The 24912-nt window shown below is 62.3% G+C and carries 23 protein-coding genes; 13 read left to right on the top strand and 10 right to left on the bottom strand.

Going from position 1 to position 24912, the window contains the following annotated elements; all coding sequences use genetic code 11:
- Positions 1 to 103: 103 nt before the first annotated feature.
- Positions 104 to 1426 (bottom strand): extracellular solute-binding protein, encoded by a 1323-nt coding sequence (locus tag JQ567_RS03460; protein ID WP_212437492.1) that lies wholly within the window; start codon positions 1424 to 1426, stop codon positions 104 to 106.
- Between the two features lie 51 nt (positions 1427 to 1477).
- Positions 1478 to 1723 carry an Lrp/AsnC ligand binding domain-containing protein gene (locus JQ567_RS03455; RefSeq protein WP_212437491.1) on the bottom strand — a complete coding sequence of 82 codons (246 nt, stop codon included), beginning with the start codon at positions 1721 to 1723 and terminating at the stop codon, positions 1478 to 1480.
- A 195-nt stretch (positions 1724 to 1918) separates the two neighbouring features.
- On the opposite strand from JQ567_RS03455, the gene thiD reads away from it, so the two are divergent.
- The 4 genes from thiD to JQ567_RS38005 all read left to right on the top strand — a co-directional run bounded on the left by thiD (position 1919) and on the right by JQ567_RS38005 (position 6028).
- Positions 1919 to 2716 (top strand): bifunctional hydroxymethylpyrimidine kinase/phosphomethylpyrimidine kinase, encoded by a 798-nt coding sequence (gene thiD / locus JQ567_RS03450; protein WP_212437490.1) that lies wholly within the window; start codon positions 1919 to 1921, stop codon positions 2714 to 2716.
- A gap of 212 nt (positions 2717 to 2928) precedes the next feature.
- Positions 2929 to 3909: a tripartite tricarboxylate transporter substrate binding protein gene (locus JQ567_RS03445; RefSeq protein WP_212437489.1), complete on the top strand. Its 981-nt coding sequence runs from the start codon at positions 2929 to 2931 to the stop codon at positions 3907 to 3909.
- Positions 3910 to 4229: 320 nt separating this feature from the next.
- Complete coding sequence (locus JQ567_RS03440) at positions 4230 to 5318, top strand: TRAP transporter substrate-binding protein (protein ID WP_212437488.1); 1089 nt, start codon at positions 4230 to 4232, stop codon at positions 5316 to 5318.
- Between the two features lie 275 nt (positions 5319 to 5593).
- Positions 5594 to 6028 carry a hypothetical protein gene (locus JQ567_RS38005; RefSeq protein WP_249165205.1) on the top strand — a complete coding sequence of 145 codons (435 nt, stop codon included), beginning with the start codon at positions 5594 to 5596 and terminating at the stop codon, positions 6026 to 6028.
- Between the two features lie 306 nt (positions 6029 to 6334).
- On the opposite strand, the gene JQ567_RS03435 is transcribed toward JQ567_RS38005, so the two are convergent.
- The 4 genes from JQ567_RS03435 to JQ567_RS03420 form a co-directional block, all read right to left on the bottom strand.
- Positions 6335 to 7687 (bottom strand): serine hydrolase, encoded by a 1353-nt coding sequence (locus JQ567_RS03435; RefSeq protein ID WP_212437487.1) that lies wholly within the window; start codon positions 7685 to 7687, stop codon positions 6335 to 6337.
- A 623-nt stretch (positions 7688 to 8310) separates the two neighbouring features.
- Complete coding sequence (locus tag JQ567_RS03430; protein ID WP_212437486.1) at positions 8311 to 9894, bottom strand: polysaccharide biosynthesis protein; 1584 nt, start codon at positions 9892 to 9894, stop codon at positions 8311 to 8313.
- A gap of 87 nt (positions 9895 to 9981) precedes the next feature.
- A complete protein-coding gene (gene moeB / locus JQ567_RS38550) occupies positions 9982 to 11133 on the bottom strand; it encodes a molybdopterin-synthase adenylyltransferase MoeB (RefSeq protein ID WP_212437485.1) in 1152 nt (383 codons plus the stop codon).
- A 6-nt stretch (positions 11134 to 11139) separates the two neighbouring features.
- Positions 11140 to 11409, bottom strand: a complete 270-nt coding sequence (locus tag JQ567_RS03420; RefSeq protein WP_212437484.1) for a MoaD/ThiS family protein — start codon at positions 11407 to 11409, stop codon at positions 11140 to 11142.
- Between the two features lie 408 nt (positions 11410 to 11817).
- On the opposite strand from JQ567_RS03420, the gene JQ567_RS03415 reads away from it, so the two are divergent.
- From JQ567_RS03415 to JQ567_RS03400, 4 genes are all read left to right on the top strand, one after another.
- The gene (locus JQ567_RS03415; RefSeq protein ID WP_212437483.1) at positions 11818 to 12258 is read left to right on the top strand and encodes a nuclear transport factor 2 family protein; all 441 of its coding nucleotides are present in this window, start codon (positions 11818 to 11820) and stop codon (positions 12256 to 12258) included.
- Between the two features lie 145 nt (positions 12259 to 12403).
- On the top strand, positions 12404 to 12829 hold the full coding sequence (locus tag JQ567_RS03410; RefSeq protein ID WP_212437482.1) for a DUF4440 domain-containing protein: 426 nt from the start codon (positions 12404 to 12406) through the stop codon (positions 12827 to 12829).
- 116 nt (positions 12830 to 12945) lie between these two features.
- Positions 12946 to 13371 carry a hypothetical protein gene (locus JQ567_RS03405; protein ID WP_212437481.1) on the top strand — a complete coding sequence of 142 codons (426 nt, stop codon included), beginning with the start codon at positions 12946 to 12948 and terminating at the stop codon, positions 13369 to 13371.
- A 254-nt stretch (positions 13372 to 13625) separates the two neighbouring features.
- Positions 13626 to 13907, top strand: coding sequence for a hypothetical protein (locus tag JQ567_RS03400; protein ID WP_212437480.1), 282 nt, complete (start codon positions 13626 to 13628; stop codon positions 13905 to 13907).
- A 63-nt stretch (positions 13908 to 13970) separates the two neighbouring features.
- On the opposite strand, the gene JQ567_RS03395 is transcribed toward JQ567_RS03400, so the two are convergent.
- Both JQ567_RS03395 and JQ567_RS03390 read right to left on the bottom strand, forming a co-directional pair.
- Positions 13971 to 14309 carry a monooxygenase gene (locus JQ567_RS03395; protein WP_212437479.1) on the bottom strand — a complete coding sequence of 113 codons (339 nt, stop codon included), beginning with the start codon at positions 14307 to 14309 and terminating at the stop codon, positions 13971 to 13973.
- 71 nt (positions 14310 to 14380) lie between these two features.
- Positions 14381 to 15355 (bottom strand): tripartite tricarboxylate transporter substrate binding protein, encoded by a 975-nt coding sequence (locus tag JQ567_RS03390; protein ID WP_212437478.1) that lies wholly within the window; start codon positions 15353 to 15355, stop codon positions 14381 to 14383.
- A 527-nt stretch (positions 15356 to 15882) separates the two neighbouring features.
- Here JQ567_RS03390 and JQ567_RS03385 point away from each other — a divergent pair.
- From JQ567_RS03385 to JQ567_RS03370, 4 genes are all read left to right on the top strand, one after another.
- Complete coding sequence (locus tag JQ567_RS03385) at positions 15883 to 16695, top strand: UDP-2,3-diacylglucosamine diphosphatase (RefSeq protein ID WP_212437477.1); 813 nt, start codon at positions 15883 to 15885, stop codon at positions 16693 to 16695.
- Positions 16692 to 17747, top strand: coding sequence for a glycosyltransferase family 1 protein (locus JQ567_RS03380; protein ID WP_212437476.1), 1056 nt, complete (start codon positions 16692 to 16694; stop codon positions 17745 to 17747). Before JQ567_RS03385 ends, JQ567_RS03380 begins: the two co-directional genes overlap by 4 nt.
- Positions 17748 to 17800: 53 nt before the next feature.
- Positions 17801 to 18790, top strand: a complete 990-nt coding sequence (locus tag JQ567_RS03375; RefSeq protein ID WP_212437475.1) for a threonine/serine dehydratase — start codon at positions 17801 to 17803, stop codon at positions 18788 to 18790.
- A gap of 227 nt (positions 18791 to 19017) precedes the next feature.
- Complete coding sequence (locus JQ567_RS03370) at positions 19018 to 20532, top strand: outer membrane protein (protein ID WP_212437474.1); 1515 nt, start codon at positions 19018 to 19020, stop codon at positions 20530 to 20532.
- A gap of 68 nt (positions 20533 to 20600) precedes the next feature.
- Here the strand turns inward: JQ567_RS03370 and JQ567_RS03365 are convergent, their stop codons facing one another.
- A complete protein-coding gene (locus JQ567_RS03365) occupies positions 20601 to 22112 on the bottom strand; it encodes a caspase family protein (RefSeq protein WP_212437473.1) in 1512 nt (503 codons plus the stop codon).
- 115 nt (positions 22113 to 22227) lie between these two features.
- Entirely contained in the window at positions 22228 to 23595 is a 1368-nt protein-coding gene (locus JQ567_RS03360) for a hypothetical protein (protein ID WP_212437472.1), read from the bottom strand.
- A 76-nt stretch (positions 23596 to 23671) separates the two neighbouring features.
- Between JQ567_RS03360 and JQ567_RS03355 the strand changes: the two genes are divergently transcribed.
- Positions 23672 to 24871 (top strand): MFS transporter, encoded by a 1200-nt coding sequence (locus tag JQ567_RS03355; protein WP_212437471.1) that lies wholly within the window; start codon positions 23672 to 23674, stop codon positions 24869 to 24871.
- The last annotated feature ends 41 nt before the right edge of the window (positions 24872 to 24912 follow it).

The following is a 24912-nucleotide window of genomic DNA, read 5'->3' as shown; positions in this document are numbered from 1 at the left end:
AGCTTGTTGGTGAAGAAGGTCGCCGACACCCGAGTGTCACAGCGAGGCTGCGGCGTATGGGTCCCGGCCTTCGCCGGGACGACGCTGAGAGGGCGCCCTCGTATCACTTCGCCAGCTTCGCCGCTTCCTCGGCTTTGGCCTGCGCCTGCGCGTAGCGTTCCTTGGCGAAAACAGCCCATTGCTGTTCCAGCTCGGCCTGCCGCGCGCCTTTCTGTTTGCCGCCGGTGAATGCGCTTGCCGTCTCCTTGGCGGAGGCTGCGGCTTCATCGACCGGCATCGCGGCGATCAGCTCGCGCGCCTGTGTGATGAGCGCGCGGGCTTGCGCATTGTCCTTCCTGGCGATCGCGGCTTCGGCCTCGTGGATCGCCTTGGTCGCGGCCTTGAGCGAATCGAGCTGGAACGAAATCAGCTGATCGAACAGCACGTCGACCACATCGTTACGCGCCTCCGATTTGGCGACGTCGAACTTGATCATCGAGTTCAGCCGCGGATCCTTGAAGGGGTTCGGGTAGTCCGCGGGCGCCTTGGCATAGACGTCGGGATTGACGGGGAGGCGGCGGATGCCCGGCTCGAACAGCACCTGCTGGCCGGCCGGCGACAGCAGGAATTCCACGAAGGCTTCAGCCGAGGCCTTGTTCGGCGCATTGGCGACGATGCCGACATTGGCCGGCACGATCGTCGTGACCGTCGGATAGATGAATTTCACGGGGAAGCCGGAGGCCTGCGCCGAGAACGCGAAGAAGTCGATCACGATGCCGTAGCCGACCTGCCCGGAATTGACCGCTTCCGGCACCCCGAACGAGCGCTCGGTGATGTTGCGGAAATTGCCGGCCATCGCCTTGACGGTGCTCCAGCCCTTGGCCCAGCCTTCGCCCTGCAGCACGGCTTCGACGGTCAGATGCGTGGTGCCGGAGCGCGAGGGGGCGGCGATCGAGACGTGGTCGTAATAAACCGGCTTGGCCAGATCCTGCCATTCCCTGGGATCAGGCAGCTTGTTGGCCTTCACGTAGCGCTCGTTCCACATGATGCCGTAGCCGGACGCGGCAAAGCCGAAATAGAAGCCGGCGGGGTCGTTGATCGGAAATTGCCCGATCTTCTCGGGAATGCCAGTCGCCTTGGGCGCGTATTTCTGCAGCAGCCCCTTGCCCTTGAGAACCTCGAACGCATCCGGCGCCGAAGCCCAGAACAGATCGACCTGGTTGCTGGACTTGGTTTCCTCGAGATATTTCACGCCGGCATTGGTGTTGCGGTTCTGCACTTCCAGCGTCACGCCCGGCGTCGCCGTCTCAAACGCCTTCTTGACGGGGTCGGTGACGTCCTTGGCGAAGGAGGTGACGACCGTGACCTTGCCGGCGGGCGCCTGCGCGAACGCCGCGGTCGAGACCAGCGCTGCGCAAAGCGACAGCATCAACAGCCGATGCATCATGTTTCCCCGTTTGCTTGTTCTTTTCGTTGCCGGTGGCCGCGGAAGCGGGGTCTAGCCCCCGCCGAACGCCTTGAAGGTGATGATGGTGTGGGTGTCCTGGATGCCGGGAATGACCTGCACCTTCTCGTTGACGAAATGGCCGATGTCGGTGGCGTTGTCGACGTAGAATTTGACCAGCAGGTCGTAATCGCCGGCCGTGGAATAGATTTCCGAGGCGATCTCGGCTTCCGCGAGCGCATTGGCCACCGCATAGGACTGGCCGAGCTTGCATTTGAACTGGACGAAGAAGGGAACCATGGCTGTCGTCTCCGAAGGGAAGATTTGTGCTCAATATAGCGTTTTCAAGCGAAGTGGATACCGGTTCGCATCAGGAAAACGCGTCAGAGTCAGAAGGCCAAAAACGGGAGCCCGTGGCAAGCCAACTTGCTGGGAATGGAACGGCGCGGTAGGACAGTTCATGACCCCGAACACACCTTTTGCACGAGGCGGGCGATGACACCAATCGCGCTGACCATCGCAGGCTCCGATTCGTCCGGCGGCGCCGGAATCCAGGCCGACCTGAAGACCTTTGCGGCGCTCGGCGTCTATGGCGCCTCCGTGATCACGGCGCTGACGGCGCAGAACACGACCGGCGTCAGCGGCATCCATCAGGTGCCGGCGGAGTTCATCACCGCCCAGATCGATGCGGTATTTTCCGATCTCGCCGTCGGCGCGGTCAAGATCGGCATGGTGGCGCAACCCGCGAGCATAGATGCCATCGTCGCAGGGCTGACGCGCTGGTCGCCGAAGCATGTCGTGCTCGATCCCGTGATGGTCGCAACCTCGGGCGACCGCCTGCTGGCTGCGGAAGCCGTCGATGCGCTGCGCACCAAGCTCATTCCGCTCGCCTCGGTCATCACGCCTAATCTGCCGGAAGCGGCGGCCTTGCTCGATGAGCCGATTGCGACAGACGAAGCCGCGGTCGAAAATCAGGGCAAGCGGTTGCTGGCGATGGGCTGCCGGGCGGTGCTGATCAAGGGCGGCCACGGGCAGGGCGCCGAGAGCACCGACTATTTTATCGACGCCGGGAAGACCATCACGCTGGCAGCACCGCGCGTCGCCACCAAAAACACCCACGGCACCGGCTGCTCGCTATCGTCGGCGATTGCGGCCGGACTGGCGAAGGGCGAGAACATGGAGACCGCCGTCCGCAACGCCAAGGCCTGGATCAGCGCCGCGATATCAGCCGCGGACCGCTTCAGCGTCGGCCGCGGGCATGGCCCGGTGCATCATTTTCACAAGTATTACTGAAAGCGCTTCCGGGCGGCGTTTGCGATCAGGCTCAGTCGCTGTTCGCCTTCATTCTGCTCATGCGGAGCGGCCAGGCGCCCCGGCTGTTCCTTGTCCGAATGGCCCATTGGCGGGACCATGCCCGGCGCCTATAATTCACCGCCTGTAATTCAAGTGAATCGCGACGTCGCCAACGAGCGGACCAGTGTCGCAATATCCGGGAGAGAAACGCCGTGAGACAAAAGACCCTGCGCTACGCCATATTGACCGTTCTGGCGGGCCTTTCCATCGCCGCAAATCCGGCCCAGGCCCAGACATGGCCGGACAAGCCGATCACGTTCGTGGTGCCGTTCGCGGCCGGCGGCGGCACCGACGCTTTCGCGCGCCCGCTCGCAGCCCAGCTCGACAGCCAGCTCGGCAAACGCGTGCTGATCGAAAACCGCGCCGGCGCCGGCGGCACGGTGGGCGCCTCGGCGGCGTCCAAGGCCGCTCCCGACGGCTACACCTTCTTCATGGGCGCGGCGCACCACGCCATTGCACCCTCGCTCTATCCCAACCTCGACTACGACATCGAGAAGGATTTTGTCGCGGTTGCGCTGATCGCGCGTCCGCCGCAGGTGATCGTAGTCAATCCCGACAAGGTCGCCGCCAAGACGCTCGCCGAATTCATCGCGTTCAACAAAGCGAACCCGGGCCAGTTGAACTACGGCTCCGCCGGCGCCGGCACCACGCATCATCTCGCGGGCGAGTTGTTCAAGATCCTGACCAAGACCAACCTCCAGCACGTGCCCTATCGCGGGGCGGGACCTGCGATGCAGGATCTGATCGCCGGCCACGTGCCTGTGGTGTTCGACGGCATGGGCTCGTCGGCCGCGCCGATCAGGGCCGGGCAGCTCCGCGCGCTCGCGGTCGCCGCACCGAAGCGGGTGGCGGCTTTCCCCGACCTTCCCACCGCCAAGGAAGCCGGTCTGCCTGACTACGAAGTCGCGACCTGGTACGGACTGTTCGCGCCCAAGAACACGCCGCCGGCGATCGTCGAACGCATGATCAAGGAGCTGCAGCAGGCGATGCAGGTGGCTGCGATCAAGGAGGCCTGGGAGCGCAACGGTTCTGATGTCCCTGATGTGACGGGTCCTGCATTCGCCACCATGGTGTCCGCCGAAGTCGTGCGCTGGCGGAAGGTCGTAAAAGAGGCCAATGTGAAGCTGGACTAGAGAGCGTTTTCCAGCGAAGTGGGCACCGGTTCGCGTCAAGAAAACGCGTTAAAATAAGAATCCGGAGCCCCGTACCGGTTCAATCGGTACGGGGCTCTAGCAAATTGCGCGTCGCGATGAGGCGACGCGGGGAGCAAGACGCAGACTTCGCCTTGCTCCAATGCGGGCACCGCCCATCGGTGCCCGCCCGCCCGCCGCGGATCGCGCGGTGCGCGGAAGTAGCCCTTCCACGCATGCCCCAAAATTCGTTAAGATGAGGGCCGAAGGGTCGCGGAAGCCTCTGCCCGCGCCAACCGATTTGCAATCCAGGGAGTGATCACATGAAGCGCCGTACGTTCCTCAAAGGCGGCGCCGTGGCCGGCGCGACGACGCTGGTTGCGGCACCCGCGATCGCGCAAGCCGCGCCCGAGATCAAGTGGCGCCTGACCTCGAGCTTTCCAAAGTCGCTCGAGACCATCTACGGCACGGCGCAGACCTTTGCCAAATACGTCGCTGACGCCACCGACAACAAGTTCCAGATCCAGACGTTTGCGGCCGGCGAGATCGTGCCCGGCCTGCAGGCGCTCGATGCCGTGAGCACCGCAACCGTCGAGATGGCGCAGACCCCGCTCTATTTCTACATCGGCAAGGAGCCGGCGCTCACCTATGCCACCGGCGCGCCCTTCGGCATGAACCATCGCCATCAGCATTCCTGGTGGACGTTTGGCGGCGGCGCCGAACTCTGCAACGAGGCGCTGAAGCCGTTCAAGGCGCATGCGATCCTGTGCGGCAACTCCGGCACGCAGATGGGCGGCTGGTTCCGCAAGGAGATCAAGACCGCCGATGATCTCAAAGGTCTCAAATTCCGCATCGCGGGCATGGGCGGCCATGTGCTGGCAAAGCTCGGCATCGTGCCGCAGCAGATCGCGGGCGGCGACGTCTATTCGGCGCTCGAGAAAGGCTCGATCGATGCCGCCGAGTTCGTCGGTCCTTATGATGACGAGAAGCTCGGCTTCTACAAAGTAGCAAAATACTATTATTACCCCGGCTGGTGGGAAGGCGGGGCCATGCTCCACATGATCGTCAACGACGAGAAGTGGAATGCGCTCCCCAAGCAATACCAGGCGATCCTCAGCCAGGCAGGTTCGGCGGCGGGCGCGTGGATGATCGAAAAATATGACAGCGTCAATCCAGCCGCCCTGAAGCGGCTGATCGCGGGCGGCGCCGAACTGCGCGCGTTCCCGCAACCGGTCATGGAGGCCTGCTACACCGCCACGCAGGACCATCTGAACGAAATCGCCGAGAAGAGCCCGCTCTTCAAGAAGACCAAAGAGAGCCACGACGCCTACATGAAGGAAGTGCTGTTTTACACGCAGATCGCGGAAAACTATTACGACAACTATCTGCTCAGCAAAATGCGCAAGGGCTGAGCGCGGCCGGCCGGGAGAGGCGGATTGCTGCCTGGGGTAAGGCCAGGAAGCAATCCGTGTCGCTCACCTCAGCGCAAACTGGCTGCCGTCGCAAGTCCTTCATGAACGCAACAGGATGGCCACTGGTAAGCCCGGCTATGTCCGCTATGCGCCGGCGGCGTCAAAGTCGAGCACCGTAGCGAACTGACGCGATGTGCCAGGTGCGGACGTGCGAACTGTCCAACGATCGCCATGAACGCCGGCCAGTTTGGGGCGGACAAACCAATCGGACCACGATGTCCCCTAGCTCCAACACCAGTATCGCCAAGAAAGCTCGCACGAAAGCCGAGGCGGATTTTACCACTTGGCTCATGATGGCCAAGCTCGGTGGTTACGATGACCTTCCGTCAAACGCACAGAGCTTTCTGACTAACTATAGAATCCGACTCGAGACGATGAGCGAGGCCGAGTCCACGGCCCTGGCCGTTCGCGAGGTCTATAACGCTTATTACAGCGAGATGGGAGGCGTGGGCGCGGCCCCAGAACCAAAGGCTCGCACACCAGCGTCAGAGGGCAACGGCGTGCGGCCCCAGAGACGGCCTAAACCTCAGCCCGGTCTGCCGGCTGCGCGCGATTCGACTAGGCCAATGATCCGAAAGTCCCTTCCGGCACTGCTGATTTTCGCGAGCATGGTGGCTGCGATTGTCGCATATGGATTTCTGGCGCAGTAACACCGCCCGCGGATTGTGTGCGAGGACGTAGTGCTGCTCACAGCAACCACAGGTGCGCAATTTGATCCTCTCCTCTTGGCCTGCCCTCGCCAAATGGCCCAACAGGAAATTCGTGCGGCGCACGTTCTTGGTGTTGATCGACGCCATTGTGCCGGCGGTCCGCTCGGGGTTAAGAGCCGAAATTCCATCGAAAGCGGACTGGTCAGCATGATTGGCATGTTTCACTTCCCAACAGGTGGACCGATAACCTCGTTGACACGATTTTCAATATTTTTACTTTCCTCGCTTGGCCCGTTATGCCCTCCGTTAAATTCTTGGGCCCGGGGGCTTTTGTGCTTTTGGCACCGCCTCGATCAACAACGCGAGCGCCTTGCTGAAGCCTGAAGCGGCGTAAGATTCGCCCCGATAGTGCCCGAGACGCACGACGACGAGATCGTGCGAGGGAATGATCAGCGTGGTCTGCCCGCCAGCGCCCGCCATGTAATAGGCATCGCGCGGGACTGGATATTGCCCGTCGCCGTTGAGCCAGAAAAACGCTCCATAGATCGGCCGATTGTCCGCGGCCCAGGCGGGCGCAAGCGTGCTGACGAATGTGGTGTAGCCCTCTGGGAGAATGCGCTCACCGTTCCAAACGCCCCCCTGAAGATAGAGATTGCCAAGCCGCGCCCAATCGCGCCCGGAGCCCACCTCATAACCTTGCCCTAGAAAATTTCCGAACGGATCAGTTTCGATCACCATGGTACGGATGCCGAGCTTGTCAAACAGCACCCGCTGAGGAAATGAGAGATATTCGTCGCCGCTTTTTTCGACACCGAGCCGGATCAGATAGTTGATCAGGACCGGATCGGTGTTGCGATAGCGTCCGACCGTGTTGGGAGGCCATTGCAATGGTCGTGTTGCCGCGTAGTGAAAGGAATCGATGCCGCCGGTATAAAGATAGACGTGATCCGGGTAAGGCCCCGCTGGGTCATAATCCGGGTCTTGGGGCGCCCTGATCCGGAGCCCGCTCGACATGTGAAGGAGATCTGCAATGCGTATTTTGGCACGCGGGTCGCCGGGCGTTTGCCATTCAGGGACCGGTGCCGGCTGGTCCAAATCATAGACGCCGTCTTTGACCAGAATGCCAAAGAGCGTTACCGTAACACTCTTGCCCATGGACCAGCCTTCGAGCGCTGTCTGCGCCGTAACGGCTTCAGCGTAGCGCTCCGCAATGAGGCGGCCTTTCCACGTCACAACGAACGCCGCGGTCAATGCTTCGGCTGGCTGGAACGCGGCATTCACGGCAGCTTTGAGTTTCTCGGCGTCAATTTCTGCCGGCAACGGATCCTGCGGCAGCATGTCGCCCATGGGCCACAGTTGGGTCGCGGGATCGGGCAATCGGCTCGTGACAACGACCGGCTTGAAATTCATGGCGCTCTCGCCGATCGGGAACGTGACGCAACCCTGGCTCCCGAGATATTTGGCCGTCCGGGTCGCGCCGTTAGGGAGTGTGACGTGAACCGCCTTGTTGACGCGATCGATGACCGGCTTGCCGAGCTTCGCGCGCTGTCGGTAGGGCGCCGTGAAAAACCCAACATTTCCGGCCGCGAAATCGGGTGTAAGGCCGGTCAAGAATACAGCTGAGCACATGACCTTCGCATATCCGGCGGCATGATGCATCCAGGGATCGCCTGGCGGCGGCACATAGGGCGTATCGAGTTCGAATGATTTCGCGCGGGCGATGAGCGCGTCTTTGGTGGGAGCCTGCGCCCCCGCGGCTGTACCGGTGAGAGCCACCAGAATTGTCACCAGAACACACTTATTCATGATCGCTCCCGCGAAAACAAAAAATCGTTTGGTACAATTGCTGCGCGCAACACATCAATATACCCCAACGCGTATCTGAGTGAGAGTATGGACCAGCCCTCGCGGCGCAGGATATCAGATCGGTGGCACAACCGCTCGGCCGCTGGCTACGGACCGCGACTTCCGCTTCGGGTCATCCGCGAGCCGGTCAGGTCGCTCGCACGCCCGGTCATGTCCGCAATGCCGCCGAAAGCAGAAACCTGCCTGCGAATGCATTTCCGACCAGCGAGCTTCGCTCGTCTCGACCCTGCGAAGCGGGGCGAGGGAGAGGTGCTCCGCTTCGCTCCGATCTAACCGCATCACTAAAGCTGCCGCAGAATCACGGGATCGGTAATCCTGTCGTCGGCCGCGAGCAGCATCGCCTTGGAAAGGATGATCGATCAAGGTGCGGTCGCCTCCGGCGCCTATAGTTCACGATTGGGAAAGTTCGCTCGACTTCATACTCCGGCTCGGTTGGCTTGCACACCGCCACCACCCATAACCGCCGTCCACGGTTGTTGTACGAAAACCCGTTGAAGCATCGAATGCTGTTGCTCTAGTCCATCAATCAGAGCCAATGTCTGGTCGATCTCTTCGAGTTTCCTTAAAACGTCGGCGCCGATTGCTCCAGGCGCTTCGTCACTCAGTCGCACGGCTATGACTTCGCTCAAAATTCGAATGACAGGCCGAAAACGCCTGGCGTCGCGTCCGTTCTCCCCGGCCCATGTTGGGGCTGCACCCCACCACAATATGTCGACAAGCCGCGTAAGGTCTGCCTCAAGAAAAACTGCTCGCGCCAGGCCCGCTACCGCTTGAAGCAGCGCGCCCTTGACTTGATCGACCCCAAGCCGGCTGTCGCCCAAAACCTCCCCGAGCGCCTCGAGTTCGCTATCCAGCGCCTGTTTGTCAAAATTTTGTATGCGTGCACCGACCATGGTGCCCGTGTGGTCATGGAAGATCGTAAGCGCTTCCAGGGCGTTGATGAGCGGATGATATTCCTGACCTTCGTCCCAGCCAAACTGCCCCCGGAAGAAGATTTCGTCATAGCCTTTCGGGACGCCCTGGAACCAAATGCCGGCGGGCTTGCTGCTGCGGTCGATGGTGTAAAGCGCCAGTTCCAGCGTGTTGACCGGCCAGCCCAGATCGATGGCGGACCAGAATCCATCCGGCGGCGTCTCGTCAGCCAATGCCAGGGCATTGATCAACAGATGAGTGGCCTGACGAAGATTCTGGACATTAAAGTTGCGGTCCGGACCATGCAACGCGACCATGCCGGCTTCTATGCCGTCGAAAATGTCCTGCGTGACTAGCCCATTTTCCATGATGTGAGTGAAGCGTGTACAACGAAAATGTGTGGACGTGCTCCGCCGTCCAGCATCGACCCACTGGGCTTCGGCGAGTTTCTTGCTGCCGGCGTAGACGTGGTCGCTCACATAGGCAAAGCATTTGCCAGTGGAGGAGTAGATCGCAGCTTCCACGTCATGCCGCAGGCATGCGTCGATGACATTGCGGGTGCCAAACACGTTGGTCGCGATGGCGTCGCGCACCGCGGCCTCCGCGCGGCCCGGCTCGCGAACGCCTGCCAGGTGAAAGACGACATGGGGCCTTAGTGCCGAAAAGATGGCATCGAGCGCCTGCGCGTCGCAGATATTGACCTTGTAAGACGTGGGTTGCGGCCCGTCTTCCTCTTGCCCGTCAGGCTTGTAAGGATGGTCCGCGATATCCACGATGGCAACCGACTGAACTCCCAGGCCGATCAGCAGGGGGATGAGGCGTGAACCCACGCAGCCAAGGCCTCCGGTCACGAGAACACGGCGACCTTCAAGCCGCGCCGCCGCCGCATCGCGATGCAGATCGACGGTGCGGGTCATCGCGAGCATCATCGGGCTTTCGTCGAGCCGGCCATCCGCCTTAAAGATGTCGATCAATTCGCGCGTGGCGTCTTGTAGCTTTTGCGCCGTCTCCTGCGTCTGCGGGCATCCAAGGGCCATAATCTGACGGATAACATCGTCGCTGGATACAATCTGCTTCTCAAGGTCCATCGGCGATTTCCTTAACAGACGCCTGTCGGCTTCCATCCGGTATAGTCAGTGCCTGATCGGGAATGAGATTCATCAATGCCAACCGCGTCAGAAAGTAACGTGACCTGGCCACGCAGACATGCCTTGCTCAAGATTGAAGAGGCGCTTCGGATCATATCCTGCCGCAACAAGAAACTTAATGCTGGCACTGCTGCGCATGCCTGACTGGCAAGCCACGATGATGTCTTGGTCCATCGGAAGGCACGACAGGGGCGCGCCGTTTGCTTGCGCGAGCGCCTTCTCCAGTTCCGGCTTGGGAAAGCCTATCGATCCGGGAATGCGGCCGGTCAGCCATTCGTCCGGACTACGAACATCGACAATGATGAGTGGCTCTTGCGCATCAAGCCTGCCCTGAAGCGCCTCGGCGCGGATCGTCCCGCCAACAGGGGCAGCACAGATCATAACGGTTTCAGTGAGCACGATATCTTCAGAGGCTTTGCTGCAAACGCGGCAGTCGCTGTCCTTGGCGATCCGCATGGTGTTGAAGCTGAGGTCGAGCCCATCATAGATCAGCATGCGCCCGATCATGGGCGTGCCGATACCCGCAAGCAGCTTGATCGCCTCCGTCGCCTGGAGGCAACCGATAACCCCCGGCATCACGCCCAGCACACCCGCCTCGGCGCAGTTCGGCGCAAACTCGATCGGCGGAGGTTCGGGAAAGATGCAGCGATAGCAAGGGCCGTAGCGCGCGTCGAAGACGCTTAGCTGGCCATCGAAGCGCAATACGCCGCCGAAAACATTCGGCTTCCCAAGTTTCACGCACGTGTCGTTTACGAGGTACCGCGTCGGGAAGTTATCCGTTCCATCGATGATGACATCATATTGCGAGATCAGTCCGACGGCATTTTCCAGTTCGAGCCGCATCTGGTGACGCTCGATCACAAGATCAGGATTGAGGTCGAGCATCCTCGCCTCGGCGCTGTCGATCTTTGGCTTCCCCAGGACCGCATAGCCATGTGCGATCTGGCGCTGAAGGTTGGTCTCTTCGACGACGTCGGCATCGACGAGACCGATCCGGCCCACACCCGCCGCGGCGAGATAGAGCGCGGCAGGGCTGCCTAGGCCGCCTAGGCCAATCAGCAGCGCGCTGCCGGCCTTCAGGCGGCGCTGTCTTTCGATGCCGAACTCCGGCAAAACGAGATGGCGACCAAAGCGCCGGAGTTCGGCGTCCGAAAGGCTGGGAGCGGGATCCGCACGCATGCGCGTTCATCCTCCGGCGACGCTGGCTATGATCTGGACTTCGTCAGCGTCCTCGATCGGCGTTTCCATGCCGTTGAGCAGCCGGATATCCGTGCCGTTCTTGCAAACGACCACGAAGTTGCGCAGCGTCTTGCCCGTGAACAGATGGTTCTGCAAATCTTGGGAACGCTCGGCAAAGCGCGCGAGAGCTTCCGCTATTGTTCCGGCAGAAAGGGAAAGCCTGCTCTGTTGGTCCGAGTATCTGCGTAACGAACTGGGTACCAGGATGACTGCCAATCTAGTACTCCCTCAAGTTGCACTGCCCGGACAACAAAGACTAGTCAAAAAGCCGCGCCTGGTTATTGTCGGATATCAAGTTGGCCACATGGAGCCCACGTTTTCCTCGTCCTTTCCGGGTCATTCGCGACCCGGTCAGGACGCCAGTAAGCTCGGCCATGTCCGCCATGGCGCCGAAAGCGGAAGCTTGCACGCGCGTGCGCTTCGACGATTGATAAGGTTTTCCGCAAATTGATAATTGGCGAACAATCGCTCTGGCAAAAGCTTTAGACGACCGCGCCGACCAGGGGGTAACCCCAAAGGGTGAGGCTCGAGGGACATGCCCGCAGTATAATTCTGTGCGCCCATCGGCATGCACGCAGTCGCGGAGCGGAAACCGAGATGCGCTAACCGACAGAGGAGGACGCCATGCGCCTGGTCCACACTTCGGCATTAGTTCTTTGTCTCATCACCGCCGGCCCGGGAGTGTCGTTCGCCGATGACGCCAGAGGCTCGGTCGAGAAGGCGTACACAGCCTGGGATGCAGCCTTTAACAAGCAGGACGCGAAGGCCGTTGCGGCCACCTATGTTTCCAGTGCCAAGCTGATGCCGCCGACGCACCAGGTCGCGTCGGGGCCAGCGGAGATCGAGAAGTTCTGGGCCGGGCTCTTCGCAAACGGCGTGACAGGCCACAAGCTGGAGGTCATTGACGCCGGCGGAGATGACAAGGTTGTCTTCGGCACAGCGAAGTGGAGCGCTACAGGCAAGGACAAGGACGGCAAGCCGACGCCTCTCAGCGGTCTCGCGATGCACGTATTCGAGCGCCAAGCGGACGGCTCACTGAAGCTGAGACTTCAAACATTCAACTGAGTGGCCGAAGCCCTGGTCAAGCTGCCGGTCGGGAGATCCTGCCGTGCTTATGCTCCTCACGGGAGCAGTGAACACACTTGAATCCCCACACGTGAGTATTGAAGGAGTTTGCCCGAGGAATCGCGTTCAAACAATGGAGCTGATCATGAGCAGAATGGCACTGGTGATTGCATTCGTGCTGGCGTTGATCGGACCAGCGCCGGCCCAGAAGGCGGAGATTGAGGCGGCAAACGCCAAATGGATCGAACTCTTCAACAGGGGTGACTACGCCGGCGTCGCGTCATTCTACGCCGCTGATGCCATCGCACTTCCGCCTGGTTCTGCGATGGTACAGGGGCGCGCGGCGATCGAGGCAATGTGGAAAGGCATGGCCGAGCAAGTCAGCGATCCGAAACTCACAACCCTGGACGTCAAGTCGCTCGGTCCATCCGCGGCGCGCGAGATCGGAACTTTCAACCTGAAGACCAAGAGCGCGACGCCACAGGACGTGATCGGGAAGTACGTTGTGGTTTGGGAAAAGGTCGGAGATGACTGGAAACTCGCGACCGATATTTGGAACGATGGCAAGTAGCCTTTTGCATTTTGGCTGATGACAACTACCGCTCGTGATGCATCGGCTCGCCGTTGCAATGGCGTTCGCGCAGTTCCGATGACTCACGGAAGCGGATTTGCGGAGCGGAGGTTACCATGACCAGTTCCAATGGAGGCCGGCCGACGGGTCTTTGTCGGTTGATCCTGGCGCGCATGGTGGGATTTGGTGCGGTTGTTTTTCTCGGGATCAGCACAGCCTATCCGCATGACGCGATGCGACCAGAGATCAACGCATGGTTCAAAAGTCTCAAGAACAAGGCGGGTGTATCGTGCTGTGACACTGGAGATGGCCAGCACGTGGAGGCCGAGTGGGATATGGGGAAGGGTGGGTATAGGGTGCTATTGAAGAATCCGCAGAGGCCAAACGAACCGGGGCAATGGTTCGACGTGCCATACTCCGTCGTGCTCAACCAGCCGAACCTCAGCGGCATTGCCATGGTTTGGTGGTGGCCGCGCTACAACAGCCGCGATGGAAGTATGATTCCCATGTTGCGCTGCTTCATTCCGGGACCGGGGGGATGATGTTCGGTGAGCAAACAGTAACGGCCGCAGGTTCGCTATGAGTCTTTCGCGGTTCGGTCAGACCGCCAGCGAGCCCGGCTAAGTCCGCGATGCCGCCGAAAGCGGAAGCCTGCCCGCGAGTGCGCTTCGACAATTGCTTAAGATTTTACGCAAATTGATAAGTGACGAACAACCGCTCCGGCAAAAACAGGGCGATGTTAAACCGGGCCTTTATCGTGCGCGTGCATCCTCCTGCAAAAGGAGGCGCATAAGCGATGCCCATTTTTCAGTATTTTTCAGTCGTAGGATCGGCACTGTTCGTATTGTTGTTTGTTTCCGATGCTTGCCTGCGCGACAGCGAGAGCGATTCACGCTTCGATGGGTCACTCTATCAAAGCGCCATCTACGCGCCCCGGCCGGTGGAAAACCTGACGGAACCGCGCTTCACGCGCGATGCGACGCCAGCCGACCGCGTCAGGGAAGTGTTTGCCCAGTTCGTGCCCAATGAAGGCAAGCGCGGCAAACGCTACTCTTCGGTGGCGACGCGCGGGACGTAGAACTTCCGCACGCCTAACGCAGTGCGCGCGATCCAATCACGCGCAGTGCCGCGATCGCTGTCGTCAGGCCACGGCCTCGATCGCTTTGCCGTTGACGCGTGTCTCGTCCTGCAAATTATCGACCGTGACATGGGTGTCGTACCAGGTCAGGCGAGGGCGCACCCCGAAGCGTTTGGTCAATTCCGCCACGCGTTCCTCCGTGAACCAGGCTTCCGCCGATTGGCGGCTGTCCCAGAGATAGACGCCGCCGGTGCCGGTTTCGCCGTTCAGGTAGTCCTTGCGGATCAAACCTTTCCGGGCGAGGCCGCGATAGGTCGGCGCGCTCGACGTGCCGCCTGTGATTGCCTGTTCCTCTGATCGCTTCGGCAGATCGAACTGAACGACGACGATGCAATTGGCCATGGCGGTTTCCTCAGGTGGGGTGAGCGGCTGGGGTAGCGATATAAGCGCAGTTCGCGCGCGTGCAGTTCAACCTAGTTGCCGAGCTTGATGCCGGCGTCCTTGATCACTTTTGCCCATTCGGGCGTCTCCTTCTTGATGACGGCCGCAAACTCTGCCGGCGTATTGCCGACCGGCTCGAGCCCGAGTTCGTCGAACTTCTTGCGCACCTCCGGCATCGCCAGCGCCTTGACGGTTTCGCCGTGCAATTTGTCGATAATGTCCTTCGGCGTGCCTGATGGCGCGAGCAGGCCGAACCACGGCACCGCCTCGAAACCGGGAAACCCGGATTCCGCCATCGTCGGCAGGTCGGGCGCAAGGGCTGAGCGCTTGACCGAGGTGATGGCCAGTGCGCGTAATTTGCCTTCCTTGGCCAGCGGCACCACGTTCACGATATTGGCGAACGACATCGCGATGCGGTTGGCGAGCAGGTCGGGCATCAGCGCCGTGGTGCCGCGATAGGGGACCGATGCGATGTCGACATGCGCCATGTATTTGAACAGTTCGGCGCCGAGATGCTGCGACGTGCCGACGCCGGCATGGCCATAAGAGAGTTTGCCGGGCTGCGCCTTGGCGAGTGTCACCAGTTCCGCCACCGTCTTGACCGGCACCTCGGGCGGAACGGCGAGCACGTTGGCCGCGATGAACACCTGCGAGATCGGCGCAAAATCCTTGATCGGATCGAACGGCAGTTTCTCATACAGGCTCGGATTGATGACGAGCGCCGAGTTGCCGCCCATCAGCAGCGTGGTGCCGTCGGCGGCCGCCTTGGCGACCCGTTCGGTGGCGATGTTGCTGCCGGCGCCCTGAAGGTTCTCGACCACGAACGGCGTGCCCCAGACCTCGGCAAACCGTTCGGCCAGAATGCGCGCCGCAAGGTCCGGCGCGGTGCCGGGTGTGAAGCCGACCAGGATCTTCACCGGCTTGTTTGGATAGCTGGACTGCGCCGATGTCGTCTGCGCCGTCAGCAGCACCAGCAGCGCGGCGGACAGGCTCGCAACGAACTTCATCGTTTCCTCCCTGTCCTGCATGCCGGCTTGCGCGGTCATTGCCGCAGGACCCGGAGCAAGTGTGGCAGCAGCGGGCGCCACTCGCAAGGCGGTGCAGCCGTAGCCGCGCGCCCCGGCGCATCCGGATCACCACCGCCAAATGTGGCCCGACGGCCACGCCCGGCGCGATGCGCCGCGAGAACGCGAAATTGCGTTTTGGATGATGGTGCCAACAACAAACACCGCCGTCGTCCCGGCCTTGAGCCGGGACCCATAACCACAGGGAGAAGTTTTGCGAATGGTCTCTGCTACCAAGCCTCATCGAGAGATCGCGCGGTATGGGTCCCCCGATGCGCAATTGCGCATCTGCGTTCGCCGGGACGACGCGTGGAGCGTGACGCCGTGGAACTACGGCCCTCTGCTGCCGTCGTTTCCCTGTCGCATCGCGCTGCTATCCGCTTTGGCAGGGGCGCGTCATCGATTCGCGTGGGGCTATCAGTCGCGTCGGTTGTCATCGCTCCGTCACAGGAATCTGTTAGGTGCACGGCATGGGTAGTGACTCCTCGAGTGAAGAGAGCCCGGAGCGGCGCTTTCGCACTTTGTTTATCTCCGACGTCCATCTCGGAGCCCGCGGCTCGCAAGCCGACCGGTTGCTGGACTTCCTCAAAAGCCACGACGCCGACACCATCTACCTCGTTGGCGATATCGTTGATGGCTGGGCACTGAAGTCCAACTGGTACTGGCCGCAATCGCATAACGACTTCGTGCAGAAAATGCTGCGCAAGGCGCGCAAGGGCGCCAAGGTCGTCTACGTGCCGGGCAATCACGACGAGTTCCTGCGCAACTATTACGGCACCCATTTCGGCGGCATCGACGTGGTGGAAAACACCATTCACGAGGGCGTCGACGGCAAGCGCTATCTCATCATCCACGGCGACATCTTCGATCTCGTGGTGCAGAACGCGCGCTGGCTCGCCCACCTCGGCGACAAGGCCTATGATTTCGCCATTCAGATGAATCGCCTGGTCAACTTCTTCCGGCGCATGTTCGGCGTTCCCTATTGGTCGCTGTCGCAATGGGCGAAGCTGAAGGTCAAGAACGCGGTGAATTATATCGGCGCGTTCGAAAAGACCTTGGCCGGCGAAGCGCGGCGTCACGGCGCCGATGGCGTGATCTGCGGCCATATCCACTACGCCACGATCCGCGACGAGCACGGCATCCGCTACATGAACTGCGGCGACTGGGTCGAAAGCTGCACCGCGCTGGTCGAGCACGAGGACGGTCGGTTCGAAATCATCACCTGGGCCGATCCGCAGCGCCGGCTGGCGCCGGTTCCCCGCGTCGCGGCGCGCGCGGCATGACGCATATCCTGGTCGCGACCGATGCGTGGCATCCCCAGGTCAACGGGGTGGTGCGGACGCTGACCATGATGGCGGAAGCCGCCAAAGGCTTCGGCGTCGATGTCAGCTTCCTGACGCCGCAATCGTTTCGCACCTTTGCGATGCCGAGCTATCCGGATTTGCAACTCGCGCTGCCTTACCCGGCGAAGATCGCGGCGTTGATCGAGGCGGCGAAGCCCGACAGCATTCACATCGCCACCGAAGGCCCGATCGGCCTTCTGGTTCGCCGCTATTGCCGCAAGCGCGGGCTGCCGTTCACCACCAGCTTCCACACGCGCTTTCCGGAATATGTCTCGGCGCGCTCGCCGATCCCGGAAAAATGGGTCTGGCGCGCGCTGCGCTGGTTTCACCGGCCGAGCCAGGCGGTGATGGCGGCAACGCCGGCGCTATCAGCTGAATTGCGCCAGCGCGGATTTCGCAATGTGGTGCTGTGGTCGCGTGGCGTCGACACGTCGCTGTTTCATCCGCGCACCGCCGACCTCTGTCTGCCGCAGCCGGTGTTCCTCAGTGTCGGCCGCGTCGCGGTCGAAAAGAATCTCGAGGCGTTCCTCGACCTCGATCTGCCCGGCACCAAGCTTATTGTCGGCGATGGCCCGGCCCGTGTGGCGCTGGAGCGGAAATATCCAGACGCCGTGTTCCTCGGCGCCCGGCACGGCGAGGAACTGGCGGAGATTTATGCGGCCGCCGACATCTTCGTGTTCCCGAGCAAGACCGACACCTTTGGCCTGGTGCTGCTGGAAGCGCTCGCCAGCGGCGTGCCGGTTGCCGCTTTTCCGGTCACCGGTCCCCGCGACGTGATCGGTGCGGCGCCGGTCGGCGTGCTGAGCGACGATTTGCGCGCCGCCTGCCTGGACGCGCTGCAGATCTCGCCGCAGGCCTGTGTGGAATTTGCCGCCGCCCACACCTGGCAGGCCTCGGCGCGGGTTTTTGTCGACCATGCGCTTAATGTCCGGGCCCCAGGCTCCGAAGGCGAGGTGGTGGAGTTTGTGGAAGACCCGCATTTCGCCGCCTGACTTCACCGGATTGCGTCTTGCCGGCCTGTCCACGGACGCGATACAAAGCCGTCATGACGGATCAGGCCTCGATGGCACCGATTGGTGCTGCAGATATCGATGCGGCGGCGCGGGTGGTTGCGCCCTTTGCGGTGCGAACGCCGCTGTTGTCGTTCCCCGTTCTCAACGAACGCGTCGGAACCAAGGTCTTTCTCAAGCCGGAAATGCTGCAGCGGACCGGTTCTTTCAAGTTCCGCGGCGCCTTCAACAAGCTGGCCTCGATCCCGCAGGCCGAACGCAGCGGCGGCGTGGTCGCGTTCTCGTCCGGCAACCACGCCCAGGGCGTGGCGGCGGCGGCGCAGATCCTCAACATGCAGGCGACCATCGTGATGCCCAAGGACTCGCCGCTGACCAAGCGCGAGCGCACCAAGGGCTATGGCGCCGAAGTCGTGCTCTATGACCGCGACAAGGAAGATCGCGAGGCGATCTCTCAAGATATCGCGCGCAAGCGTGGCGCAACCCTGGTGCGCCCCTATGACGATCCTTTCGTGATCGCCGGGCAGGGCACTGCGGGCCGCGAGATATCAGAGGATATGGCCGCGCTTGGCCTGACGCCCGATATCGTGGTGGCGCCGGCCTCCGGCGGCGGGCTTATCGCGGGCGTGGCGACGGCCATCAAGGCGCGCTTTCCGCAATCGACGCTGATCGTCGCCGAACCCGAGGGCTATGATGATCACGGTCTCTCGCTGCGCGCCGGCCATCGCGAAGCCCATCATGCGGCCGATCGCACCATCTGCGATGCGCTGATGGCCGCGATCCCCGGCGTGATGACGTTCTCGATCAACAGCAAGCTGCTGGCCCAGGGCGTGGTCGCCTCCGACGCGGAAGTCGGGGCGGCGGTGGCCTATGCCTACCGGGAACTGAAGCTGGTGGTCGAACCCGGCGGTGCCGTCGGCCTCGCTGCGTTGCTGGCCGGCCGGATCGATGTGCGCGGCAAGAACGTCGTCATCGTCCTCTCCGGCGGCAATGTTGACGCCGACCTGTTCGCCAAGCTGGTCGCTTGAATGGGTGCAACCGGACGCCGCAGCCCGCTGCAGCTCAGCCCGACCTTATAGCGAGAACTGCCAAATCCTGTGATTCCCGAGCCGCTTGCGCCTTAGTCCAACTGGTGGCCGGCCGGAGTCCATCCCGTTGCTGTGGTAGTGTTGCACCGCAGATACACGCGAGTTCCCCAAATGTAGGTACGTTGTTCCCGCTGAGGAACAGCATAACGAACGTTGTGGAGCTTGGAATGAATATCCGGAAGTGCGGTCTGTGGATCTCGGCGACGGCGCTCGGCGCGATGATCCCGTTTGCAACCGCCCTGGCGGCCGACATGCCGGTGAAGGCGGCGCCGATCGTGGCTGCGGCTTACGACTGGTCCGGCGTCTATCTCGGTGTGCACGCCGGTTACGGCGGCGGCATGAAGGATTGGGATACGCGCAACGCTGATTTCGTCGCCCGCGGTTTCCTCGCCGGCGGTCAGGTCGGCATCAACAAGCAGATTTCCAGCTTCGTGTTCGGCCTCGAACTCGACGGTTCATGGGCCGATATCAGTGGTTCGCAGTTTGTCAGCGTCGGCAGCGCGGCGCTTGGCATCACCAGTTCCCAAACCGCCAGATCGAAGATCGACGGTCTCGTGACCATTGCGGGCCGAGCCGGCCTTGCGGCCGATCGCTGGTTCGTTTTTGCCAAGGGCGGCATCACCGTGGCGCACGAGCGTCATTCGATGGATGCTTCCGCGACCGGATTTGGCGCGACCGGAACGGCTACCGCCAGCGGCAACGAGATCCGTTATGCGCCGATGGTTGGCTTCGGCGCCGAGTACGCGCTGGGCGGCAATTGGTCGGTCAAGGGCGAATACAACTACATCCATCTGGACACGACGACGCCGACGTTGAGGGGCACCGCGACACAAAACGGGGTCACCGCTCCGTTCAGGGCCGATGCGCAGATCGAAGAAGCGATCCATGTCGTCAAGGTCGGCGTCAATTATCGCTTCGGCGGCATTGCGAAAGACCCGTCCTATGCGCCGGTGCCTGCTGCGCCGGGCACCAACTGGTCGGGCGTCTATATCGGTGCGCAGGCGGGGTATGGTTTCGGCCGCAAGCATTGGCCGGACCTCGAGCAGGACGTCGCTCCTGTGATCAACCTGCCGCAGTATGACATGACGGGCTGGCTGGCTGGCGGCACCGTCGGCGTCAATGCCCAGGCCGGGCGCTTCGTGTTCGGCGTCGAAGGCGAGTTCCTGGGGACAGATATCAAGGGAAGCCAGACGATTGCGCTTGCCAATGCTGGTGTCACCCAGACCCTCAACTATGACAGCAAGATCGACTGGCTGGCGCTCGCAACCGCGCGTGCCGGCTTCGTCGTCGGCGATCGCCTGATGTTCTACGGCAAGGGTGGCATTGCGATCGCGCAGGAGAAGCACAATTTCAGCTTCGCCACGCTTGCCGTCCCGGGTCCGGGCGGTATCGCGGCGAATGTATCCGCGAAGGCGGTGCATACCGGCGTGGTGGTGGGCGCCGGTGGTGAATACGCGCTGGGCAACAACTGGTCGATCAAGGCGGAATACGACTACATCAAAATGTTCGCGCAACAGATCACGGCCACGGGCACCGTGAATTTCAACATCCCGGGCGTGCTTGTCGGTACCGGCGGTGGGGTCTTCCAGGCCAGCAAGCTGACCCAGGATCTGCACCTCGTCAAAATCGGCGTGAACTATCACTTCAGCCCGATGCCGACCGTGGTCACAGCGCGCTACTGACCGGCGCTTCGGAACGCATTGAAAAAAGGCCCCGGCATCGACCGGGGCCTTGTTGCATCATCGTGCGATCAGCGCCTGAACCCGCCACCGCCGAACGAACCGCCGCCACCGAATGAGCGGCCACCACCGAACGAATGCCGCGAGTGAGCAAACGAGCTACGCGAATGGTTCGCGGCGAAGCGGTGGCCGGAATGGCTGTGCATGCCGCCGCCCATCCTGCGCGGTCCGCGGTCGTGGAATCGGCTTTTGCCCTGCATGTGATTGGCATGGGCGTGGGCGTTCATCCTGGAGGAAGTGTTCGTGAACCTGCCCGTCCTGTGGCCGTTCATTGAGGCGGATGCATTCATTCCCTTTGCCGATGAGGCCAGGGCCGGCGCCCGATGACCGTTCGAAAACCCGAGGTGGCTCCCAGGCTTCGACAGACGGTTGAAGTGCATCAGCGGAACGCTTCTCGGCTGTGCTTGCAGCCTCAATGCTGTGCGCGCATACGGACTATCGGGGAAGCGGTCGCGGAACGACCTGTAGCCGACGGATGTGTTCGTGAGCACCGCCTTGTGCCATGCATATGACTGCCGCCAGTTGCCAAGCAGCACGCGGACGCGATCGGACAGCGGATCGGACGGATACAGCTGAATGAATTCCTCATAATGTTCGGGCGAACCTTCCGACAGGACGTAGTCATAGGCCTGACGCACCGAACGCGAAGGCAGGTTCGACGCCATCTCGACCACCGGGCCGCGATCGGGCGCGCGGGTTGCCGCAACAGCCGTATCGCCGAAGAAATAGAAGTCGTTGGTCAGCGACGAGCTTTCCCACGGCGTCTGCCGGCCGCCGGTGGCGTTGTTCACTTCAAGACGAACGCGCTTGAACAACTGCTCAATCGGCAGATTGGGCTGGCGCGCGATGTTCAGGAACGCCGACGTATAGGGGCTGTGATTGCCATCGCCATCATGGGCTACCATGCCCGGCGCCGTCGAGTATCCGACGATCGAGCCGGCCGGCGCATCGACCATCGCAAGGCCGCGCCCGGAATCGTCGACGTCGGGAAACGGATTGTTGCGGCAGGCGTCGAGCACGACGATCCGCATCCGGCTCGAGATGGTTTCCAGCGTTCCCATCAGATCGACCAGACGCAGCGAATTGCTGTCGAGATCCGACAGCTTGGAAATTCTCGCGTCGATCGGCAGCAGGTAATTTTCGCCCTCAAGCTGCACGCCGTGCCCGGCATAATAAATCATGGCGACGGCATTGGGTCCGCGATCGGCAACCCGGGTAATGAAATCCTCTACGGCCTTGAGCATGTCGCTGCGCGTCAGATCGGTCGCCGTCGTGACGTCAAAGCCCGCCGTGTTGAGGAGCTGCGCTACCGATCGCGCATCGTTGCTCGGATTGGCGAGCCGCGGCGCGATCTGGTAGTTCGCGTTGCCGATCACGAGGGCGACCCGCTGCTCGGCCGGCAGCGATCGAACGCCGTCGCTGATGGCAGCGTTCACCGCCTCGGCAAAAGCGGTGCCGGTGTCCCAGCTCAGCAGGCTGCCCAGCAAACCGGCGCACAGCGCCAATGATTTGAAACGCGGCATGGGTGTCCTCCATCCAATCTCAAGGCGAGATGTCCGGCGGACAGGCTAGTTTGGGGTGTGGGTGCTGTACGTGACCTCGGTCACTGTTCGATTTCGGGAGCCGGGGAGGTCGGCTTCACGAGAAGAACGCGATCTTCTCGGCCTGGCTCATGCGCCGGATCGGGGCCAGCGGATCATTGGCCGCGACAGGTCTGCGCACGATGCCGCTGGCGATGATCGACGAGCCGAGCGAGACTTCCAGCGCCGGTTCCGGCGCGGCTGCGGCAACGGGCTGAGGCGGTGGTTGAACCGGCGGCGCGACCGGTGCGGACATCATTGGGTCGGGCAATGCAGCGACGATTTCGGGCGGGGCCGGAAGCGGCCCAGCAATCTGCGCCTCCTCAACAATCGGCTCCGCAAGCCGGGTTTCCTCAACCATCGGCACTGCGACGTGGGTTTGCTCGATTTCCGGTTCGACGAACTCATCGTCGTCGATGGGATCGGGCGCGCCCATCTCCATCGCGATCATGTCGAGGACCGCCTCGTCATGGGCGTCGGCAGCCTCGGCGGTGAGTTCAATCCCAGTCGTCTCGGCGGTTTCCACTTCCTCCAGCGCGGCCTCGGCCTGGGAGACCACAGCTTCGGCGACCATAGCTTCAGCGACCATAGCTTCGGCGGCCGGAGCTACGGCCTCGGTCGATAAGGAGCTGGTAGCAGCCTGAATTTGCGGGGCGGGCGCTTCCTCGATGATCTCGGCGACCGCCGGGGACTCATCCTGCGCCACCGGGGCGGGCGCGGCGACATACGCCTCAGCAACTGAAGTCTCAGCAACCGGCGTCTCGGCAACCGCCGCCTCGGCAACCGGGGCAGGCGTCTCTTCATCGCTGAATTCTGCGATCCGTCCGGCAAGCGAGGCGAACGCGGCCTCCAGCGCCGCCTTGGCCTCGTCGGAGGAGATTTGCTCGGCGCCCTTCTCGATGACCTGGACCTGCGAATCGATCAGGTCGCAGATTCGTCCGTCATTGCCGATTTCCCGCAAGCGCCAGGAGATCTCCCGAATCACCCGCGCGCCCTTGCGCACCGGCGCCAGCTTCTCGTTCAGCGCAAGGGCGTCGATCGCCCCCATCGCCGAGGTCTGCGCCGCCTCCAGCGCCCCGCGAATCGCAATCAAGGCCTCAACTAATTTGGCCTCGGCGAGGCTGTTGTCCGCGACGGCGTCCGCCGCCGCTCGCTGTGCGTTGGCAGCTTCGCGCTGTGCGCTCGCAGCCTCCCGCTGGATGGCAAGGCTCTCTTCCTTCTGCGCGGCAAGGCTTTGCTCGATCCGCGCCACCGCATCGAGCACCATGCTGGTGTCGGCGTTGCGGTTGCGTTTGGCATATTCGCCGAGAAACCAGCGGCCGCGCGAAGTCTCCATGAAGGCTTCGCTGATCGCAGCATAGTCTTCCTCGCCCGGCAGCGCAGCGCGTGCTGAGATCGGCGAAAGGGCGAATGCTTCGTCGGCCATGCTAAACTCTTCGCGCAAATCACCGCGCGTTGCGATAACGAAACAACACGATATCGGGCGAATCGCAATTGAATTGATGCCAAGCGAATCACAAATCCCCATCGCATCTCAAGGCGCATCGAAGCGATTCGCGGCGCGGCTGGCGCTGTTCTACGGCGCGACGTTCGGGACGATGGGCACCCATCTGCCGTTTTTCACGCTGTGGCTGAAGTCGGTCGGCATCGACGCCTCCTGGATCGGAATCATTTCCGCGGTTCCTGCGGTGACGCGATTTACCGTGCTGCCGTTCGTGACCGGCGCCGCGGGGCGGCGCTATTCGCTGCGCGCGGTCCTGATCGTCACCGCGACCGCCACCGCGCTCGGCTTTGCGGTGATCGGCACGCAATATCTGCCGCTCGCGGTGCTGCTCGCTTACGCCGTGACCTGCTGCCTGTGGACGCCGATGGTGCCGCTGACGGACGCCTACGCGCTCGGCGGGGTGGCGCGCTATGGCCTGAATTACGGACCGCTGAGGCTGTGGGGTTCGGCGGCCTTCGTGGTGGGCGCATTGATCTGCGGCCTGCTGGTCGATTTCATTGCGGCTAGCCAGCTGATCTGGGTCATTGCGGCGGTCGCGGCGCTCGGCGCGGTCGCGAGCCTGGGGCTGCAGCCGCTGGACCGGCCAAAACCGCCAGCGACCGCGGTGCTTGGCGCGAGCGCCTTGCTGCGAGATCCCGGTTTCCTCGCCATCATCGTCGCGGCCGCCCTGATCCAGGGCAGCCACGCCGCCTATTACGCCTTTGCTTCCATCACCTGGCAGGCGTCCGGCCTGGACGGGCTGACCATCGCCGGCCTGTGGGTGCTGGGCGTGCTCGCTGAGATCGTGGTGTTCGCGCTCTCGCCGCGTTTCACGCTGGCGCCGGCGCTGCTGGTGGTGATCGGCGCGCTCAGCGCGGTGGCGCGCTGGCTGATCACCGCGCAGGAGCCCTCGGTCGTGGTGTTGTCCTTGGTACAGCTCGCGCATGGCCTGACCTATGGACTGACGCAGATCGGTGTCATGGGACTGCTGGTGCGTCACGTGCCCAGCCATGTGATGGCGCGCGGGCAGGGCTATCTTGCGGCTTGCGGCGGCATCGTCAGCGGCACGGCGTCGGTGGCGTCGGGATTGGTCTATGCGGGCTATGGGCAGCGGGTCTATTACGTGATGGCGGCGATGGCGCTGCTGGCTGCGATCGTGATGTGGCTGGCGCGGCACCGGCTGGCAGCGATTTCAAGCGAAAGCCTGCCCCGGACTTGATCCGGGGTGGGCACCGGTTCGCGCTAGAAAACGCGTCAACG

The organism is Bradyrhizobium sp. AUGA SZCCT0431, assembly GCF_018131065.1.
Lineage (GTDB): Bacteria > Pseudomonadota > Alphaproteobacteria > Rhizobiales > Xanthobacteraceae > Bradyrhizobium.
Note: the sequence above shows the minus strand (reverse complement) of the source record. Positions and strands in the feature narration are given on the sequence as shown.

Excerpts from the sequence above, each read along its gene's own strand:
- JQ567_RS03460 (WP_212437492.1), bottom strand. The coding sequence starts at position 1,426 with ATGATGCATCGGCTGTTGATGCTGTCGCTTTGCGCAGCGCTGGTCTCG.
- JQ567_RS03455 (WP_212437491.1), bottom strand. The coding sequence starts at position 1,723 with ATGGTTCCCTTCTTCGTCCAGTTCAAATGCAAGCTCGGCCAGTCCTAT.
- thiD (WP_212437490.1), top strand. The coding sequence starts at position 1,919 with ATGACACCAATCGCGCTGACCATCGCAGGCTCCGATTCGTCCGGCGGC.
- JQ567_RS03440 (WP_212437488.1), top strand. The coding sequence starts at position 4,230 with ATGAAGCGCCGTACGTTCCTCAAAGGCGGCGCCGTGGCCGGCGCGACG.
- JQ567_RS38005 (WP_249165205.1), top strand. The coding sequence starts at position 5,594 with ATGTCCCCTAGCTCCAACACCAGTATCGCCAAGAAAGCTCGCACGAAA.
- JQ567_RS03435 (WP_212437487.1), bottom strand. The coding sequence starts at position 7,687 with ATGCATCATGCCGCCGGATATGCGAAGGTCATGTGCTCAGCTGTATTC.
- JQ567_RS03430 (WP_212437486.1), bottom strand. The coding sequence starts at position 9,894 with ATGGACCTTGAGAAGCAGATTGTATCCAGCGACGATGTTATCCGTCAG.
- moeB (WP_212437485.1), bottom strand. The coding sequence starts at position 11,133 with ATGCGTGCGGATCCCGCTCCCAGCCTTTCGGACGCCGAACTCCGGCGC.
- JQ567_RS03415 (WP_212437483.1), top strand. The coding sequence starts at position 11,818 with ATGCGCCTGGTCCACACTTCGGCATTAGTTCTTTGTCTCATCACCGCC.
- JQ567_RS03410 (WP_212437482.1), top strand. The coding sequence starts at position 12,404 with ATGAGCAGAATGGCACTGGTGATTGCATTCGTGCTGGCGTTGATCGGA.
- JQ567_RS03405 (WP_212437481.1), top strand. The coding sequence starts at position 12,946 with ATGACCAGTTCCAATGGAGGCCGGCCGACGGGTCTTTGTCGGTTGATC.
- JQ567_RS03400 (WP_212437480.1), top strand. The coding sequence starts at position 13,626 with ATGCCCATTTTTCAGTATTTTTCAGTCGTAGGATCGGCACTGTTCGTA.
- JQ567_RS03395 (WP_212437479.1), bottom strand. The coding sequence starts at position 14,309 with ATGGCCAATTGCATCGTCGTCGTTCAGTTCGATCTGCCGAAGCGATCA.
- JQ567_RS03390 (WP_212437478.1), bottom strand. The coding sequence starts at position 15,355 with ATGAAGTTCGTTGCGAGCCTGTCCGCCGCGCTGCTGGTGCTGCTGACG.
- JQ567_RS03385 (WP_212437477.1), top strand. The coding sequence starts at position 15,883 with ATGGGTAGTGACTCCTCGAGTGAAGAGAGCCCGGAGCGGCGCTTTCGC.
- JQ567_RS03380 (WP_212437476.1), top strand. The coding sequence starts at position 16,692 with ATGACGCATATCCTGGTCGCGACCGATGCGTGGCATCCCCAGGTCAAC.
- JQ567_RS03375 (WP_212437475.1), top strand. The coding sequence starts at position 17,801 with ATGACGGATCAGGCCTCGATGGCACCGATTGGTGCTGCAGATATCGAT.
- JQ567_RS03370 (WP_212437474.1), top strand. The coding sequence starts at position 19,018 with ATGAATATCCGGAAGTGCGGTCTGTGGATCTCGGCGACGGCGCTCGGC.
- JQ567_RS03365 (WP_212437473.1), bottom strand. The coding sequence starts at position 22,112 with ATGCCGCGTTTCAAATCATTGGCGCTGTGCGCCGGTTTGCTGGGCAGC.
- JQ567_RS03360 (WP_212437472.1), bottom strand. The coding sequence starts at position 23,595 with ATGGCCGACGAAGCATTCGCCCTTTCGCCGATCTCAGCACGCGCTGCG.
- JQ567_RS03355 (WP_212437471.1), top strand. The coding sequence starts at position 23,672 with ATGCCAAGCGAATCACAAATCCCCATCGCATCTCAAGGCGCATCGAAG.